The organism is Microbacterium excoecariae, assembly GCF_011326725.1.
GTDB classification, from domain to species: Bacteria; Actinomycetota; Actinomycetes; order Actinomycetales; family Microbacteriaceae; genus Microbacterium; species Microbacterium excoecariae.
Genome location: NZ_JAANCO010000001.1, coordinates 183352 through 198343, shown reverse-complemented (window position 1 = coordinate 198343; position 14992 = coordinate 183352). Strand labels below are relative to the sequence as shown.

Here is a 14992-nt window from a genome sequence, read left to right as displayed (position 1 = left end):
GCGAGCCGCTCAGGCGGCGGAGGAGAAGGCGCGCAGCTTCGCGAACATATCCTCCAGCAGCCACCTGACGTCCATAGACTCGCACACGGGAATCTCGCGGCGGCCCGGGAGCGGGTCGCTCATGCTCCCGTCCGCCGCAAAGCGGGGAGCCGGGCACCGCCGCCACGTCCCGCCGCGCGGGTTCATGATCGCGCCGATGGCGGGGCTGTCGCCGAGCGATCGGTAATCCATCATGAGGTCATGCGCGGAGGCGTTGAACTCGATGACCTGCTCCGTGAGGTACGCCCCCAGCTCGCCCAGCGGAGCGACCTTCTGGCGGAGTTCCTCGTGACCGACCGACACCATCGTGTAGACCGACATGGGGATCTGCCAGACGGGCACGCGCGAGTCCATGACGACGTTGGCGGCGGCGATGTCGTTCGAGAGATTGAACTCGGGTGCATAAGCGGGGATAACGTCGCCGTGCGGCGGCCCGCCGATCCACACCACGACGACGTCGCGGTCCTGCAGATCGGGATCCTCGAGGAGCGCCGAGGCCATGTCGGTGAGCGGGCCGAGGAAGGGGATGAAGAGGGTACCCTCGTCCTTCCGCGACTCCTCGATGATGAGGGCGGATCCCTCTGACGGCACGGGGGTGCGCTCGTCGGGGAGCGCGCGGGGCGCGCCGTCCGCGACGACGTAGCCGCCCTCTCGCCCCATCAGCCTCAGGAGCAGGTCGACCTCCGCGCGCGACTCGGCGAGGCTCTCGGTCGTGCGGCGCGTGCCGAAGTGCGCGGGCACGATGCCGCGGATGTCGAGCGTGGGAGAAAGCAGGGCGTGCACGATCGCGAACTGGTCGTCCGCTTCGTTCTTGGCGTCCGTGTTGATGATGACGCGGCGGGGCGTGGCGGCCATGGGGGTCCTTTCAGTCGGTCAGCGCGAGAGCGCCCGCCAGGAGCGGGCGGGGACGCGGACGGGGCCGTTCCCGGCGTCGATCTTGCGGTCCTGGTCGGTGAGGTTGGCAATGAGCGTGTGGCCGGCGGCGCGGATCGCCCAGGCGCGGCCGTCCGGCGTGGCCCCCGTGCGGATCCGGCCCGGGGCGAGATCGGCGAGCGCGCGAACGGCGGCGGTGACCGGCAGGTCCTCGCCCGCGGACGTGCGGATCCCGCGCGGGCCCCACTCCTCGAAGAAGGACAGCGACCGGACACCGGGAACGGCGAGCGCCGCCGCGCTCGCGACGGTCCACGCGGCCAGCTCGGGCGCGGCCTGGCGGGGATCGTCGGCGTCGATCAGCTCCGGCCCGTACCCGGCGGCGAGGTCCGCCGTGGGCGGCCGCGGCGGGGCCGTGGTGGCGACGTTGTTCAGGTGCGCGCGCAGCGTCACGGGGCCCACGTGGACGGGGGCGCCGCGCGCGATCTCGACGGCCTGGAGCGCGACGAGGCGCTGCATCGATACCGCCTCCTCGAGCTGGCGCGTCTCGCGCGTGTGGAAGAGCGGCGTCGAGCTGAACGCGACGCCGTCGGGGGCAGGCGGCAGGCGGTCCTGTTCGCGGTTGAGCTCCGTGAAGTGCGCGCGGGTGCCGCACACGACGGGGATCTCCCTGCCGGTCTCCGCCATCGCGTCGCGCACGAGCGCGGCGGCGCGGGCGTCCGCGATGTGCTCCGCGGCGTGGCCGGCGGGCCAGAAGGCCGCGATGCGCGCGACCGGGGTGCCCGCGAGCGCCCGGGCCGCGCGGCCGAGCGCCGCCTCGATGTTGTCGCCCGGCAGCACGAGGCGCACGTCGAGCGGGAGCCCCACCCTGGCCGCGCGCGCGAGCGCCGCCGGCCAGCCCGCCCACGCGAGGTCGAGCTCGACGAGGAGGTCCGCGCCGACCGGCGCGGAAGCGGGGGCGGGATCCGGCGCCGTCGCGGCGCCGACCGAGACCGTGGGCGCGGGAAACTCCGGGCCGTACGCGATTCGCGCCGGGTCATCGCCCGCGCCGGCGGGAGCGTCCGCGTCGGCCGTGACGCGGATCCGCTGCGCGACGACCTCGGGGAACGGGTACGGGAACGGCAACGACAGCGGGCGGCTGTAGGTCTTGAAGGACGCGTCGGTCCAGTTGCGCTGGTCCTCCATCTCGAACGTGTCGCCCGAGCACTCCATGCGCGCGCCGTCCCACGACAGGGCGGCGATGTCGACGGCGGGCTGGTGCGGCGAGATGGCGTCGGGGAAGCGGATCCGCTCGGCCGCCCCGTCCGAATGGGTCACGATGAGCGGGGAGCCCGCGAGCGCCGGGGGGTGCAGCGCCACGAGCCCGGTGCGGTTGGTGAGGAAACCCTGCCGGGCATGGGCCTCGAGCGAGACCGTGAGCTCCGGCCCGTCGGCCTCGACGGTCATGAGGGCGCGGAGTGCGGCGTCGAACGATCCCGAGGCGAGCGCGATGCGCGCGCTCCGGCCGTCGGCCGAGAGCTCGACGCGGGGGGCGTCCCAGACGGCGGTCGCCCAGTCGCGATCGCGCACGACGGCGCGGACGGAGCGCAGCACGTCGCGCCCGCGATACGCGATGCCGGCGAGGTCGTCGTCGTGCAGGGCGAACGTCCACTCTCCGAGGCGAACGGGGCGCACCTCTTCACGGATCCACATCGAACGGCCTCCTTGCGATTCGGCGGGTGGGGCGGGTGGCGGCGCGGCCAGGGGCCAGGCCGCCACCCGGCGATCAGAGCGTCGTCATGCCGCCATCGACGGCGAACAGGGCGCCGGTCGCGAACGCCGCGTCGTCGCTCGCGAGGAACACCATGATGCCCTCGACGTCGGCCGGCGTGCCGGCGCGACCCATGGGGATCCGCGACACGATCGCCGCGCGGGAGGCCGGGTCGTCGCTGATCGTCGAGACCAGCGACGTCTCCGTGTAGGCGGGCACCACGGTGTTGACGCGGATGCCGTCGGTCGCGTACGCGGCGGCGGCCGTGCGCGCGAGGCCGTGGATGCCGGCCTTCGACGCGCTGTACGCCGTGAAGTCCTGCCCCTCGCCGTTCACGCCGGTCGGGCTGCCCGTCAGGATGACGGATCCGCCCCCGCGCGGGAGCATCGTGCGGATCGCGTGCTTGACCGTGAGGAAGGTGCCCGTCAGGTTGATGTCGATCGTGCGGCGCCACACAGCGAGGTCGAGGTCCGCGATCTTCGCGTCCTGCCCGAACAGCTGCACGCCGGCGTTCGCCACGACGACGTCGGGGGCCCACCCCTCGGCCGCCACGGCGTCGAAGGCCGCGGCCACCTGGTCCTCGGCCGAGATGTCGACCGTGACGGCGCGGGCTGCCTCGCCGATCGCGGCCACCGCCGCGCTCGCCGCGGCCGGATCCCGGTCGGCGATCACCACACGGGCCCCCTCCGCCGCGAAGCGCGTCGCGACGGAGAGCCCGATGCCCGTTCCGGAGCCGGTGACGAGGGCCGTCTTGCCGGTGAGCCGTGCCATGGCGTTCCTACCGCTCGATCGTGTCCAGGTGGAGCATGCGCGCGAGGTTCTTGTCGAGCTCGTCGTCGCGGAAGACCTTCTTCCAGTCCTCCTTGATGATGCTCTCGCGACCGTAGTCCATGGCGATGAGGCACGCGTCGCTGAACGGGTTGTCGCCGTTGAGGCTGTTCGCGAGCGCGACCTGCGTGTGGCCGAGCAGAATCGCGCGCGCGGCGGGCTCGGGGACGCCCATTGTGTCGACGGCCTCCTGCAGCGACTCCTTCAGCAGCGCGCCGATCATGCACGCGATCGTCTCGACGAGCGTCGGCTCGAGCTGCGCGAGCTGCTTCACGGTCACCCAGTGCACGTCGATCACGGGGGCGTAGATGTCCCGCACGACGCGCTCGACGAGCGCCTGGGTGGCCGCGTCATCCGACTCGACGGCGGCGATGACGTCCTGCGGCGCGGCGATCCCGCCGAAGGTGTCGGCCCACTGCTCGGGGGTCTCGCGCTGCAGGAAGACCGACGGGTGGCAGGGGTGCGCGACCGCCTGGACGACGTCCTCGCGCGTGGTGAGGAGGCCGGCGTAGGCGGCGGCGGGGTCGAGCGTCAGCACGACCGTCCCCGGCGCGAGCTGCGGCACGATCTCGGCCGTGACGGATCCGAGGGCCAGGTCGGGCACGGCGAGGATGACGATCTGTGCACCGTCGATCGCGGCTTCCGCCGCGACGGGCTCGTGGCCCGCGGCGCGCAGGCGCTCCTGGCCCGCGGGGGCGCCCTCGACGTGGCGGACGTCGTGGTCCGTCTTCGCGAGGTTGTTCGTGATCCGGGTGCCCATCTTGCCGCCGGCTCCGAACAGGGCGATGCGGTAGGTGTCGGTCATTTGGGGGTCCTCCTCAGGTGTTCGAGTGTGCGGCGGGTCCATTCCCGCTCCGTACGGACCGTGTCGGGCGCGGTGCCCTGCCACGGAAGCCAGTGTTCGACGATCTCGTTGATGCCGCGCTCGCGCGGCCGGACGATGCGCGTCAGGTGGTCGTAGTCGTGCAGACCAGACCCCATCGGCGCGCCGGAGTAGGTGAATCCGACCCACCCGTCCTGGCGGTCGAAGGCGAAGTCCTTGACATGGACGTTCGCCACGAGGTCCGCCGTCTGCTCCACGCAGTCCCGCGGGTTCTCGAGGCGTGCGACGACGTTGGCGGGGTCGAGGCAGATCCCGAGCGCGGGGCTGTCGATCTCGCCGACGAGCGCGACGAGGTCGCGCGTCGCGACCTGCTCGTATGTCTCCAGCGCGATCGTCACCCCGGCGTCGGCGTACGCGCCCACGACGGATCCGAGCTGCTCGCGCGCCTCGTCGGGCGCGGGGGAGCCCTCGGGCCCGCGCAGCATGCTCCGCACGAGACGGGCGTCGAAGATGTCGGCGATCTCGAGGAAGCGCCGCAGGCGGTCGGGGTGGATTCCCTTCGTGCCGAGCTCGATCGCGACGCCCATCTCGCGGGCGGCGCGCGCGGCATCGCGCAGCTCCGCGTCGCTCATGCCCTCGAGTGGCGCGTAGTCGCAGATCTGGAAGAGCGCCTCGCCGAGCTCCCGCGTGCGCTCGAAGGCGCCGGCGAGCGTCAGTGGATCCGGCACCCGGTCCGACATCTCCCAGAACAGGGCGTATGTGCCGAGCCCGATCACGCGCGCGCCTCCGCGAGCGTGGCGGCCTCGTCCAGCACCGCGACGAGGCGGTCGGGGTCGTGCGCGAACCGGCCGAGGAACAGCCCGTCGGCGTCGCCGCCGAGCGTCTCGAGCAGGCCGGGGCCCGCGGATCCGCCATAGATGACGGCGTCCCCGGAGCCGCGGGCGGAAACCTCCTCGCGCAGCGCGCGGCAGACGGCGCGAATGTGCGCGGCGGGCGCGGGCTCGGGGGCGCCGATCGCCCAGACCGGCTCGTACGCGACGATGACGCGGCCCGAGAGGCCGCCGAGGGCGTCGCGCAGCTGCGCGATCGTGGCTGCCGCCGCCTCGGCCGGGTCCATGTGCTCGGTCTCGCCGACGCAGAGCACCGGGGTGAGCCCGGCGCCGAGCGCCGCGGCGGTCTTCGCGGCCACGACCTCGTCGGTGTCGCCGAACTGCGCCCGGCGCTCGGCGTGGCCGATCTCGGCGAGGGACGCGCCGACCTCGGCGATCTCGCCCGCACTCACCTCGCCGGTGTACGCGCCCGAGGCCGCCGCGGCCACGTCCTGCGCGCCGACCCGCACGGGCGTGCCCGCGAACGCGTCGGTGGCCGCGCCGATCTGGAGGTACGTCGGGACGACGAAGAACTCGACGGATCCGCTCGCCACGGCGGCGTGCTCGCGCACCCGCTCCGCGACGTCCGCGAACCAGGCGGTCGCCTGCGCGTGGCTGAAGTACATCTTCAGGCTCACGCCCACCACGACGGACATCAGCAGGAGCCCGTGGCCTCGTATTCGCCGATGACGGCGACCTTCTCGGCCGAGGCCGAGGAGGGGTCGAAGCGGTAGGTCAGCCACTCGCGCACAAGCCGGCGGGCGAGCTCGATGCCCACGACGCGCTGCCCCATCGTGAGGATCTGGGCGTCGTTCGAGAGCACGCCGCGCTCGACGGAGAAGCTGTCGTGTGCCGTGACGGCGCGGATCCCCGGCACCTTGTTGGCCGAGATGGCGACGCCGAGGCCGGTGCCGCAGATGAGGAGGGCGCGGTCGGCCTCGCCGCGCGCGACGCGCTCGGCGGCCTCGATCGCGACCCGCGGGTACGGCGTGTGGCCGTCGGAACCGACGCCGACGTCGACGACGCTCGCGACGGAGTCGTTCGCCTCGAGATCGCGCTTGAGGATCTCCTTGTAGTCGAATCCGGCGTCGTCGCTTCCGACGATGATGCGCAGCGCATCGGTCATGTCAGGCCTCCTGAGGGGTGAGCTGGTCTGCGAGGGTGAGGGCGAGGAGCGCGAGCGAGTGCGCCCCGGGGTCGGGGGTGCCGAGCGCCTTCTCGTGGTGGGTGCGGGCGCGGCCCATGCGCGGCATGAGGTCGGCCGTGGCCGCGGCGGCCGTCTCGGCTGTGCGCGCCGCGTCGGCCCAGGCCGGGCCGATGGCGGATCCGTCCGCGATGCCGCGCTCGAAGGCCTCCGCGAGCGGAACGAGCGCGTCCACGAGGGTCTTGTCGCCCGGGCGCGCCTTGCCGTACGCCATGACGGCCTCGGCGGCGCGCGTCAGCCCGGCCGCCGCGGCGGCGGGGTCGGGGGATCCGTCGTCGCCGAGATCGGCCGCGAGCGTGCGGAGGATCATGCCCCAGAGGGCACCCGAGGTGCCGCCGGCGCGATCCGCCCACGCGTCGCCCGCGAGGGCGACCGTCGTCCCCAGGCCGGCGCCCCGCTCGGCGGCGTCGCGCGCCGCCCCGAGGGCGGCGTGCACGCCGCGCTGCATCCCGATGCCGTGGTCGCCGTCGCCCGCGATCGCGTCGATGCGGCCGAGCTCGTCGACGTGCTCGTCGATCGTCGCGGCCGCCCGGGTGAACGCCGTGACGGCGCCCGCCGCGAGGCGCCGCGACGCGTCGTCGGACGGTCCGATCTCGGCGGCGTCCGCCTCCTCGTCGACTTCCGCAAGCGGCTCGCCGGGCGCGACGGCGCCGCCGCGGCGGTAGGCCGGCGTGTCGACGGGCGTGTCCCAGAGCGCCTCGAGCTCGGGGTCGAGCCAGAACAGCGTGAGGGAGGTGCCGGCCATGTCGAAGCTGGTGCAGTACTCGCCGACGTGCGGATCCACCGCCACGAGGCCCGCGTCGTCGAGGAGCTGGGCGATGCGCCGGTAGACGACGAACATCTCCTCGTACTTCAGCGAGCCCAGGCCGTTGAGGATCGGGACGACGCGCGCGCCGCGGGCCGACGAGACGCCGTCCGGCAGCTCGTCCAGCAGGCGCGCGACGAGCATCTCCGCGAGCTCGTCGGCGGTGGGGATGTCCGTAATCGACAGCCCCGGCTCGCCGTGGATGCCCAGCCCGACGGCCATGCGGCCCTCAGGGACCTCGAAGAGCGGCGCGTCGGCGCCCGGGAGGGAGCACCCCGTGAACGCGACGCCGAACGAGCGCGTGCGCTCGTTCGCGCGGCGGGCGAGGTCCGCGACCTCGGCGAGGGGGCGCTTCTCGGCCGCGGCGGCCGCGGCGATCCGGAAGACGGTGAGGTCGCCCGCGATGCCGCGGCGGCGCGCGCGATCGTCGATCGGCGCGCTCGAGACGTCGTCCGTGACCGCGATCGACTCGCACGGGATCCCGGCGGCGCGCAGCTGGTCCTGGGCGGCATTGAAGTTCAACACGTCGCCGGCGTAGTTGCCGTACCCGAGGAGCACGCCGCCGCCCTGCTCGGCCGCGCGGGCCACGGAGAGGACCTGCGGCGTGGAGGGCGAGGCGAAGAGGTTCCCCATGGCGGCGCCGTGTGCCAGCCCGGGGCCGACGAGGCCGGCGAAGGCGGGGTAGTGGCCGGATCCGCCGCCGATGACGACGGCGACCTCGCCGTCGGGGGTGCGGGTGCTGCGCGCGACGCCGCCGGTGACGCGGCGCACGAGGCGTCCGTGGGCGGCGACGAAGCCGTCGACCATTTCGTCGGCGAAATCGCCCGGTTCATTCCAGAGGCGGGTCATGCCGTCCATTCTGACAAACCGGTTGACCAATTGCAATCGTCATTTCGCGCCCGTGCGGATAAATTGGGGGGATGCCAGTCGACGCATCGGGGACCTCGGACGCCATCGCGGGTGCTCTGGGCGCCCTCCCCGGCGGTTCGCCCGTCAGCGAGGTCGCCCGCCGCCTGCTCGACCTGTTCACGGGCGGCTCGATCGCCCCCGGCACGCGCCTGCCCGCCGAGCGTCACCTCGCGGCCTCGCTGGGCGTCGGACGCTCGGCCGTGCGCGAGGCGCTGGCGGCGCTGGAGCTTCTCGGGATCGTCGACGTGCGGCCCGGATCCGGGACCTATCTGCGCGGTGCGGCGAGCGAGCTCCTGCCGCAGACGCTCCGGTGGGGGCTCCTCATCGGCGAGCGGAACACGGCGGAGTTGCTCGAGCTGCGCTCGGGGCTGGAGATCTACGTCGCTCGCCTGGCCGCGACCCGGGCGTCGGACGAGGCGCGCGCCGTGCTCGGCGCCCACCTTGCGGGCATGCGCGACGCCGACGGCGACCTCGCGGCGTTCGCCCGCGCAGACTTCGACTTCCACCTCGCGCTCGCCGATGCCGCTGGCAACGCGACGCTCCGCGACCTCCTGCACGTCGTGCGCTCGCTCCTGCAGGTATACGCCGACCGCGCCGTGCACACGGCGGAGGACGCGGCGCTCGCGCTCGCGGAGCACGAGGCGATCGCCCGCGCGCTCGACGCGCGCGACGCCGACGGCGCGGCATCGGCGATGGCGGTCCACATGATCACGGCCGCCGAACGCCTGCGGGGGCTGCTCGCGGAGTGATCCGCGCGCAGCCCCCGCAGGGTGGCGTCGCCGCTCAGGCCAGGGCGCCGTAGACGAACCAGGTCACGAGGATGGCGGCCATGCCGAGGAATCCGGCGACGGTGCACATGACGGTCCACGTGCGCAAACCGCCGCCGACGGAGAGTCCGAGGAACTTCGTCGCGATCCAGAATCCCGAGTCGTTGATGTGGGAGAGGGCGACGGACCCCATGGCGATCGCCAGCACGATAAGGGCCACCTGGAAGTCGGAGTATCCGCCCGAGACGACGGCCGACTGGACGACGCCCGCGGCGGTGAGCGTCGCGACCGTGCCGGATCCCTGCGCCACCTTGAACACGAGGGCGACGAGGAAGGCGAGCAGGACGATGGGCACGCCCCAGGACGTGAGCAGGCCCGACACGGCGTCGCCGATCCCGGATTCCGTGAGGACGCGGGCGAAGACGCCGCCCGCCCCCGTGACGAAGACCACGATGGCCGCGGGTGCGAGCGCGGCGTCCATGAGGTCGCTGATGTCGTGGCGGCCCCAGCCGTGCCGGATCCCGAGCACGTACATGGCGAGGATCGCGGCGACGAGCAGGGCGAAGCCGGGGGCCCCGACGAAGGCGAGGACGTTCGCGACCGTCGATCCTTCCGGGGCGAACAGGCCGCCGACGGTGCCGGCCGCGATCATGAGGATGGGGAGGAGGATCAGCGTGATCACGGTGCCGGCGCCGGGGTGCGTGATGGTGCGCGTCGTGGTCGTGCGATCGCTCGCGTTGCGCGAGGACTCGACGGCTGTCAGGTCGACGGCGCCCGCGTCGGCGTACTTCTCGGCGACCTCCGGCGTCATGCGGAACGTGCTCGTCGCCATGATCCGCTTGTTGACGAACCAGAGGACGAAGCCCATCGGCACGATGAGCACGAGCCCGAGCAGCGTGACGAGCCCCAGCACGTCGGGGTTCAGCAGGGTCGTGGATCCGACGATCCCGGGGTGCGGCGGAATCGAGTTGTGGATGAAAACCATGAACACGGCCACCGGCGCGCCGAGCGCGATCGGGCTCTTATGGCCAGCCGCCTTCGCGAAGCTGAAGATGATCGGCACGAGGATGATGAACGCGACGTCGAAGAAGATCGGGATCGCGACGAGGCCCGAGGCGACGAGGAGGGCGGGCCCGAGGCGCTTCTCGCCGAGCCGACGGGCGGCCATGCTGGCGACGATCTCCGCGCCGCCGGTCTTCTCGATGATCCCGCCGAGCATGGCGCCGAGTCCGACGAGGAGCGCGACGTTGCCGAGCGTGCTGCCCATGCCCTCGATCACCGTCGGGATGATCTCCTCGATCGGGATCCGCGCCGCCAACGCCGTGAGGACCGCGACCGTGAGAAGGGCCAGGTAGGCGGGCCATTTCAGGCGCATCACAAGGAAGAGCAAGATCGCGATGGACGCGACGGCGATGATCATGAGGATGGCGGGGCTCATTGCGGCGGATGCTCCTTTGCACGGGGTGACGCAGGCGGTGATATCTATCAACCGGTTGACCAAAACTAACACGCGCGCCCCCGGCCCGCATTCGTTTGGCGAATCTCAGGAATCTGTCGTACAGTCGTCCGCTGGCGCCTGAATCGTTTCACGCTCGGTGAGACGACGACGGAGGCAAAGCCGCCGGCGCCGCACGAAGTTTTCAAGGAAGAGACGTACGCATGGCACGCATCGGTGCGAAGAACACGACGGGATGGAAGGCGACCATCGCCGTCGCGATGTCGAACTACATCGAGGCCGGGTCGATCATCGCGATCGCCACGAGCCTCGGATTCTGGCAGGCCGAATTCGGGTTCTCCGACGGGTTCGCCGGCCTCCTCGCCGCGCTCAGCGCCAACGCCTTCGGCGCCGCGATCGGCGCCATCATCGGCGGCCCGCTGTGCGACCGCCTCGGGCGCAAGTTCATCTACACCTACGACCTCATGGTCTACATGGTGGGTGTCTTGATCGCCGCGTTCGCCGTGAACAGCGGCATGCTCATGGCGGCCTTCGTCATCACGGGTATCGCGGTGGGCGCGGGCGTTCCGGCCTCGTGGACGTACATCGCCGAGGAGGCGCCGAGCGAGAAGCGCGCCGCCCATGTCGGCACGGCGCAGCTGGCCTGGTCGGTGGGCCCGGCGATCGGCTTCTTCCTCGCCGCGCTCCTCGAGCCGCTCGGCCTGTTCGGCTCGCGCATCATCTTCGTGCACCTCTTCGTCGTCGCGTTCATCACGTGGTGGGTCCGCCAGGGGCTCTCGGAGTCCAAGCGCTGGACCGAGACGAACAACGTGCGCACGCAGAACCCGAGCGCGAAGGTGCTCGGCGGATCCGGCTTCCGCGGTCTGTTCAGCCGCAAGAAGAACATCACGGCGCTGATCTTCCTCGTCGGCGTGTACGGGTTCTGGAACACCGTGGCCGGCCAGGCGGGCATCTTCATGCCGCGCGTGTACGACGCCGCCGGGTTCACGAACTCGCAGCAGCAGTTCTTCCTGCAGTCCTTCCTCTGGCTGTGCACGGTTATCGGCACGTACTTCGGGTTCATGGCGCTCGCCGACCGGATGTCGCGCCGCCTGCTGTACTTCATCGGCGCCGTCATGGGCATCGCCGGCTGGGTCGTGCTCGTGTACGTGCCCGCTTCCACCGGGACGATGTTCGCGTTCGCGATCCTCTGGGGCCTCGCCTCGGGCATCGGCGCGCAGGCGTTCTACGGCCTCTGGACCGCGGAGCTGTTCTCGACCGGATACCGCGCGTCCGCGCAGGGCTTCCTCTTCTTCACGGCCCGCATCATGGTCGGCATCCTCAGCTACGGCTTCCCCGTGTGGCTGACGACGATGGGCCTGCACGGCCTCGGCGCGATCCTCATCGCGATCCTCTCGGTGTCGCTCCTCGTCGGCACGATCTGGGCGCCGAAGACCCAGGGCAAGACCCTCGAGGAGATCGAGGAAGAGCGCTACGGCTCCGAGAAGGAGGCCGCGCGCGTCTGAGCGCGGCGCCCGCACGCGACGGAGCCCGCCACCCCTTTCGGGGCGGCGGGCTCCGTCGCGTGCGGGTCAGGCGACCGCGAGGCGCACGTCGTTGCCCCATGGATCCGAGAACGTCACGGTCCGGCCGTCGTCGCGCGGGTCGACGCCCGCGTGCCGCATGCGCTCGACGGCCGCGCCCAGGTCGTCCGGGGTCGGCAGCGCGATGTCGACGGATCCGAGCCCCAGCGCCTGCTGGCGCCGGCCCGCGCCGCGGCTCGACCAGACGTTCATCGCCATGTGGTGGTGGTAGCCGCCGGCGCTAACGAAGAGCGCGCCGGGAACCTCGGCCGTCGTGGCGAAGCCGAGCCGCCGCACGTAAAACTCGCGCGCCTCGTCCACGCTGCCGACGCTGAGGTGCACGTGCCCGACGCGGGCGTCCCCGACCCGCGGATCCGCGAGCGTCTCGGGCGTGAGGTGGTCGCGCAGGAAGGCGTTCGGGTCGAGGCCCTCCGTGCCCATGACGACGCGCCCGTGCGCCCAGCTCCACGCCGTGCGCGCGCGGTCCCGGTAGAGCTCGACACCGTTGCCCTCGGGGTCCGTGAAGTAAAACGCCTTGCTCACGAGGTGGTCGGCGCTGCCCGTGAAGGTCCCCGGCGCCGCGCGCGCCACCGAGGCCACCGCGGCGGCCAGGGCGGCGTCCGAGTCGAACAGGATCGCGGTGTGGAACAGGCCGGCATCGCGCGGGGACGCGTGCCGCAGCTCGGGCGCGTGCTCGAGGATCACGGTCGGCACGGATCCGCGCCCCAGCACCGCGGCGGCGCCCTCGTGCCGCAACAGCTCGAGGGGCACGGCCCGCGTGTAGTAGCCGATCATGGCGTCGAGGTCGGCCACGCGCAGCGTGACCGGGCCCATGGTTGTATCCGCGGCGAGAAGGTCGGCCGCGGCCGGCTCAGCCGACGAGCGCGAATCCGCCATCCCAGCCCACCTTCTCCCCGGCCGCGAGGGTGAGCTGCAGGAAGCCGAGCGCCTCGAGCTCCCGCGCCCGCGACAGTGCGCCGGCGTCGACCGCCCGCACGCCGCCCGCCGTGATCGCCGCGGCGAGTGTCTCCTTGGCGGCCGCGTCATCCCCGGCGATGAGCACCGTGGTCGGCTCGCCGCCGACGGTCCCGGACGCGAGCGTCGCGGCGAACGTGGTGTTGAACGCCTTGAGAACGCGGGAATCGGGCAGGAGCGCCTGGAGCTCTGCCGCCGCCGAGGCGTCGGCGGGGACGACGAGCGCGTCGAACGTCGCGAAGTCGAGCGGGTTGGTGATGTCGACGACGGTCTTGCCGGCCAGCTCGGCGCGGTACTCCGCGGCGATGGTCGCGAGCGCCGGGTAGGGGACGGCGAGCACCACGATGTCGCCGGCGACGTCCTGTCGCGGGTCGTCGTGGGCGATCGTCTGGATCGCCGCGCCGCCGCGCGAGAGCACGCTCGCGATCGCCTGGGACATGGATCCGGTTCCGAAGATGGTGACGGTCATGAGGGGTCCTTTCGAGAGGTTGTGGGAACAACTATCTACGGGAACACGGTTGATGCGACAACTATTCCCGTAGGGTGAGGGCATGTCGAGGTCGAGGTCGTTCACGGACGAGGAGCAGGCGACCTGGGCGCCGCTCGCGGCGGTCATGGAGCTGCTGCCGGCCCGGATCGACCAGCAGCTCGCCCGGGATGACGCGCTCACCCACTTTGACTACCTCGTCATGGCGGTCCTCACGCGGGCGCCCGGTCATACCGTGCGCATGAGCGAGCTCGCTTCGGCGACGAACGCCACGCTGCCCCGGCTCTCGCACGTCGTCACGCGCCTCGAGAAGCGCGGCTATGCCCGGCGCGAGCGCGCCGCGGACGACGCCAGGGCGATCGACGTCGTGCTCACACCCGACGGGCGGCGCAAGGCGATCTCCGCGACGCCCGCGCACGTCGAGAACGTGCGGGACGCGGTGCTCGACGCGCTGGACGCCGACCAACGCGCGCAGCTGCGCGAGATCGCCTACGCGATCCTCGACCGCCTGGACCCCGAGGGCCGCTTCGCCGTCACGCGGACGGATCCGTTCGGCCGGGGCTGAGCCGCGCGCGCCGCGTCGGCGCCCCGCGCGGGGGGACTACGACGGGTCAGTGCCCGATTCGCGTCGCGCCCCCGTCGACGCGCGCACGACGAGCTCGGGGTCGAACTCGATCGTCTCGGGCGCGCGGGTCGGATCCGCCGCGAGGGCGTCGAGCAGCGCGAGGGCGGTGGACCCGATGAGATGCGCGGGCTGCCGGATCGAGGTCAGCGGCACGACGGCGGACTGCGCGAAGGCGATGTCGTCGTATCCGATGAGGGCGACGTCCTCGGGGATCCGGACGGATCCGAGCATCACGAGCGCCTGCATGACGCCGAGGGCGACGAGGTCGTTCACGGCGAAGACTGCGTCGGGGCGGGGCGCGCGAGCCCCCAGCGCCGCGCCGGCCTCGCGCCCCGCGAGCACCGTGAGCTGCTCGGTCGGCACGTGCTCGACCCGGGCGCCGGGGGTCTCCGCCGCGGCGCGCTCGGCGCCCGCGAGGCGGTCGGCGACCTGCCGGAGCGAGCGCTGGCCGCCGACGAACGCGATGCGGCGGCGGCCCTGATCGAGAAGGTGCCGGGCGGCGATGTAGCCGCCGTGCTCGTCGTCGACGGCGACGGAGGAGAAGGGGGATCCGGGGGCGGAACGGTCGACGAGCACGACGGGGATCCCGTGCGCGCGCAGGCGCTCCGCCGTCTCGAGCCGCTCCGAGCTGGGGGAGAGGAGGACGCCCCGGACGCGCTGCTCCTCGAACAGGCCGAGGTACGCGTCCTCGCGGTCGGGCCGCTCGTCGCTATTGCCGAGGAGGACCGAGAGTCCGCGCTCCGCGGCGGCGTCTTCCGCGCCGCGCGCGAGGTCGCTGAAGAACGGGTTGCCGGCGTCGAGCACGACGAGGCCGACGGTGTCGGAGCGGCCGGCGCGCAGCTGCCGCGCCGCGTCGTTGCGCACATAGCCGAGCGCGTCGATCGCCGCGCGCACACGGTCGACCGTGTGGGCCGCCACCGACTCGGGGCGGTTGAGCACGTTCGACACGGTGCCCACCGAGACGCCCGCCTGGTTCGCGACGTCGCGAATGCTGACCGCCATCCGACCTCCTGGACTATCTCC

General features: G+C 72.6%; 15 protein-coding genes. 3 read left to right on the top strand and 12 right to left on the bottom strand.

Annotation, left to right across the window (positions count from 1 at the left end; genetic code table 11):
* Positions 1–9: 9 nt before the first annotated feature.
* The 8 genes from G8E01_RS00845 to G8E01_RS00810 form a co-directional block, all read right to left on the bottom strand.
* Positions 10–894, bottom strand: a complete 885-nt coding sequence (locus tag G8E01_RS00845; protein ID WP_166314537.1) for a nucleoside hydrolase — start codon at positions 892–894, stop codon at positions 10–12.
* A gap of 18 nt (positions 895–912) precedes the next feature.
* Positions 913–2601, bottom strand: a complete 1689-nt coding sequence (locus tag G8E01_RS00840) for a D-apionate lactonase family protein (protein ID WP_166314534.1) — start codon at positions 2599–2601, stop codon at positions 913–915.
* 73 nt (positions 2602–2674) lie between these two features.
* Positions 2675–3430, bottom strand: coding sequence for an SDR family NAD(P)-dependent oxidoreductase (locus G8E01_RS00835; protein WP_166314531.1), 756 nt, complete (start codon positions 3428–3430; stop codon positions 2675–2677).
* Between the two features lie 7 nt (positions 3431–3437).
* Positions 3438–4292, bottom strand: coding sequence for a phosphogluconate dehydrogenase C-terminal domain-containing protein (locus tag G8E01_RS00830; protein WP_166314528.1), 855 nt, complete (start codon positions 4290–4292; stop codon positions 3438–3440).
* A complete protein-coding gene (locus G8E01_RS00825) occupies positions 4289–5086 on the bottom strand; it encodes a sugar phosphate isomerase/epimerase family protein (RefSeq protein WP_338100710.1) in 798 nt (265 codons plus the stop codon). Before G8E01_RS00825 ends, G8E01_RS00830 begins: the two co-directional genes overlap by 4 nt.
* On the bottom strand, positions 5083–5835 hold the full coding sequence (locus G8E01_RS00820) for a triose-phosphate isomerase family protein (RefSeq protein WP_166314525.1): 753 nt from the start codon (positions 5833–5835) through the stop codon (positions 5083–5085). The genes G8E01_RS00825 and G8E01_RS00820 overlap by 4 nt, the downstream gene beginning before the upstream one ends.
* Positions 5835–6305, bottom strand: a complete 471-nt coding sequence (locus tag G8E01_RS00815; protein ID WP_166314522.1) for a ribose-5-phosphate isomerase — start codon at positions 6303–6305, stop codon at positions 5835–5837. The genes G8E01_RS00820 and G8E01_RS00815 overlap by 1 nt, the downstream gene beginning before the upstream one ends.
* Position 6306: 1 nt before the next feature.
* A complete protein-coding gene (locus tag G8E01_RS00810; protein WP_166314519.1) occupies positions 6307–8037 on the bottom strand; it encodes a dihydroxyacetone kinase family protein in 1731 nt (576 codons plus the stop codon).
* A 71-nt stretch (positions 8038–8108) separates the two neighbouring features.
* On the opposite strand from G8E01_RS00810, the gene G8E01_RS00805 reads away from it, so the two are divergent.
* On the top strand, positions 8109–8846 hold the full coding sequence (locus G8E01_RS00805) for a FadR/GntR family transcriptional regulator (RefSeq protein ID WP_166314516.1): 738 nt from the start codon (positions 8109–8111) through the stop codon (positions 8844–8846).
* 34 nt (positions 8847–8880) lie between these two features.
* Here the strand turns inward: G8E01_RS00805 and G8E01_RS00800 are convergent, their stop codons facing one another.
* Positions 8881–10302: a GntT/GntP/DsdX family permease gene (locus G8E01_RS00800; protein ID WP_166314513.1), complete on the bottom strand. Its 1422-nt coding sequence runs from the start codon at positions 10300–10302 to the stop codon at positions 8881–8883.
* A 221-nt stretch (positions 10303–10523) separates the two neighbouring features.
* On the opposite strand from G8E01_RS00800, the gene G8E01_RS00795 reads away from it, so the two are divergent.
* Positions 10524–11825, top strand: a complete 1302-nt coding sequence (locus G8E01_RS00795) for an MFS transporter (protein ID WP_166314510.1) — start codon at positions 10524–10526, stop codon at positions 11823–11825.
* 66 nt (positions 11826–11891) lie between these two features.
* Here the strand turns inward: G8E01_RS00795 and G8E01_RS00790 are convergent, their stop codons facing one another.
* Together G8E01_RS00790 and G8E01_RS00785 are read right to left on the bottom strand one after the other, a co-directional pair.
* Positions 11892–12779, bottom strand: a complete 888-nt coding sequence (locus G8E01_RS00790; RefSeq protein WP_166314507.1) for a VOC family protein — start codon at positions 12777–12779, stop codon at positions 11892–11894.
* Entirely contained in the window at positions 12754–13326 is a 573-nt protein-coding gene (locus G8E01_RS00785; RefSeq protein WP_240921216.1) for an NADPH-dependent F420 reductase, read from the bottom strand. Before G8E01_RS00785 ends, G8E01_RS00790 begins: the two co-directional genes overlap by 26 nt.
* Before the next feature lie 82 nt (positions 13327–13408).
* On the opposite strand from G8E01_RS00785, the gene G8E01_RS00780 reads away from it, so the two are divergent.
* Complete coding sequence (locus G8E01_RS00780; RefSeq protein WP_155048962.1) at positions 13409–13909, top strand: MarR family winged helix-turn-helix transcriptional regulator; 501 nt, start codon at positions 13409–13411, stop codon at positions 13907–13909.
* Positions 13910–13945: 36 nt separating this feature from the next.
* On the opposite strand, the gene G8E01_RS00775 is transcribed toward G8E01_RS00780, so the two are convergent.
* Positions 13946–14971, bottom strand: coding sequence for a LacI family DNA-binding transcriptional regulator (locus G8E01_RS00775; protein ID WP_166314504.1), 1026 nt, complete (start codon positions 14969–14971; stop codon positions 13946–13948).
* Positions 14972–14992 lie beyond the last annotated feature (21 nt).

Bases quoted from the DNA above. Each gene is read 5' to 3' on its own strand.
- G8E01_RS00845 (WP_166314537.1), bottom strand. From the start codon at position 894: ATGGCCGCCACGCCCCGCCGCGTCATCATCAACACGGACGCCAAGAAC.
- G8E01_RS00840 (WP_166314534.1), bottom strand. From the start codon at position 2,601: ATGTGGATCCGTGAAGAGGTGCGCCCCGTTCGCCTCGGAGAGTGGACG.
- G8E01_RS00835 (WP_166314531.1), bottom strand. From the start codon at position 3,430: ATGGCACGGCTCACCGGCAAGACGGCCCTCGTCACCGGCTCCGGAACG.
- G8E01_RS00830 (WP_166314528.1), bottom strand. From the start codon at position 4,292: ATGACCGACACCTACCGCATCGCCCTGTTCGGAGCCGGCGGCAAGATG.
- G8E01_RS00820 (WP_166314525.1), bottom strand. From the start codon at position 5,835: ATGTCCGTCGTGGTGGGCGTGAGCCTGAAGATGTACTTCAGCCACGCG.
- G8E01_RS00815 (WP_166314522.1), bottom strand. From the start codon at position 6,305: ATGACCGATGCGCTGCGCATCATCGTCGGAAGCGACGACGCCGGATTC.
- G8E01_RS00810 (WP_166314519.1), bottom strand. From the start codon at position 8,037: ATGACCCGCCTCTGGAATGAACCGGGCGATTTCGCCGACGAAATGGTC.
- G8E01_RS00805 (WP_166314516.1), top strand. From the start codon at position 8,109: ATGCCAGTCGACGCATCGGGGACCTCGGACGCCATCGCGGGTGCTCTG.
- G8E01_RS00800 (WP_166314513.1), bottom strand. From the start codon at position 10,302: ATGAGCCCCGCCATCCTCATGATCATCGCCGTCGCGTCCATCGCGATC.
- G8E01_RS00795 (WP_166314510.1), top strand. From the start codon at position 10,524: ATGGCACGCATCGGTGCGAAGAACACGACGGGATGGAAGGCGACCATC.
- G8E01_RS00790 (WP_166314507.1), bottom strand. From the start codon at position 12,779: ATGGCGGATTCGCGCTCGTCGGCTGAGCCGGCCGCGGCCGACCTTCTC.
- G8E01_RS00785 (WP_240921216.1), bottom strand. From the start codon at position 13,326: ATGACCGTCACCATCTTCGGAACCGGATCCATGTCCCAGGCGATCGCG.
- G8E01_RS00780 (WP_155048962.1), top strand. From the start codon at position 13,409: ATGTCGAGGTCGAGGTCGTTCACGGACGAGGAGCAGGCGACCTGGGCG.
- G8E01_RS00775 (WP_166314504.1), bottom strand. From the start codon at position 14,971: ATGGCGGTCAGCATTCGCGACGTCGCGAACCAGGCGGGCGTCTCGGTG.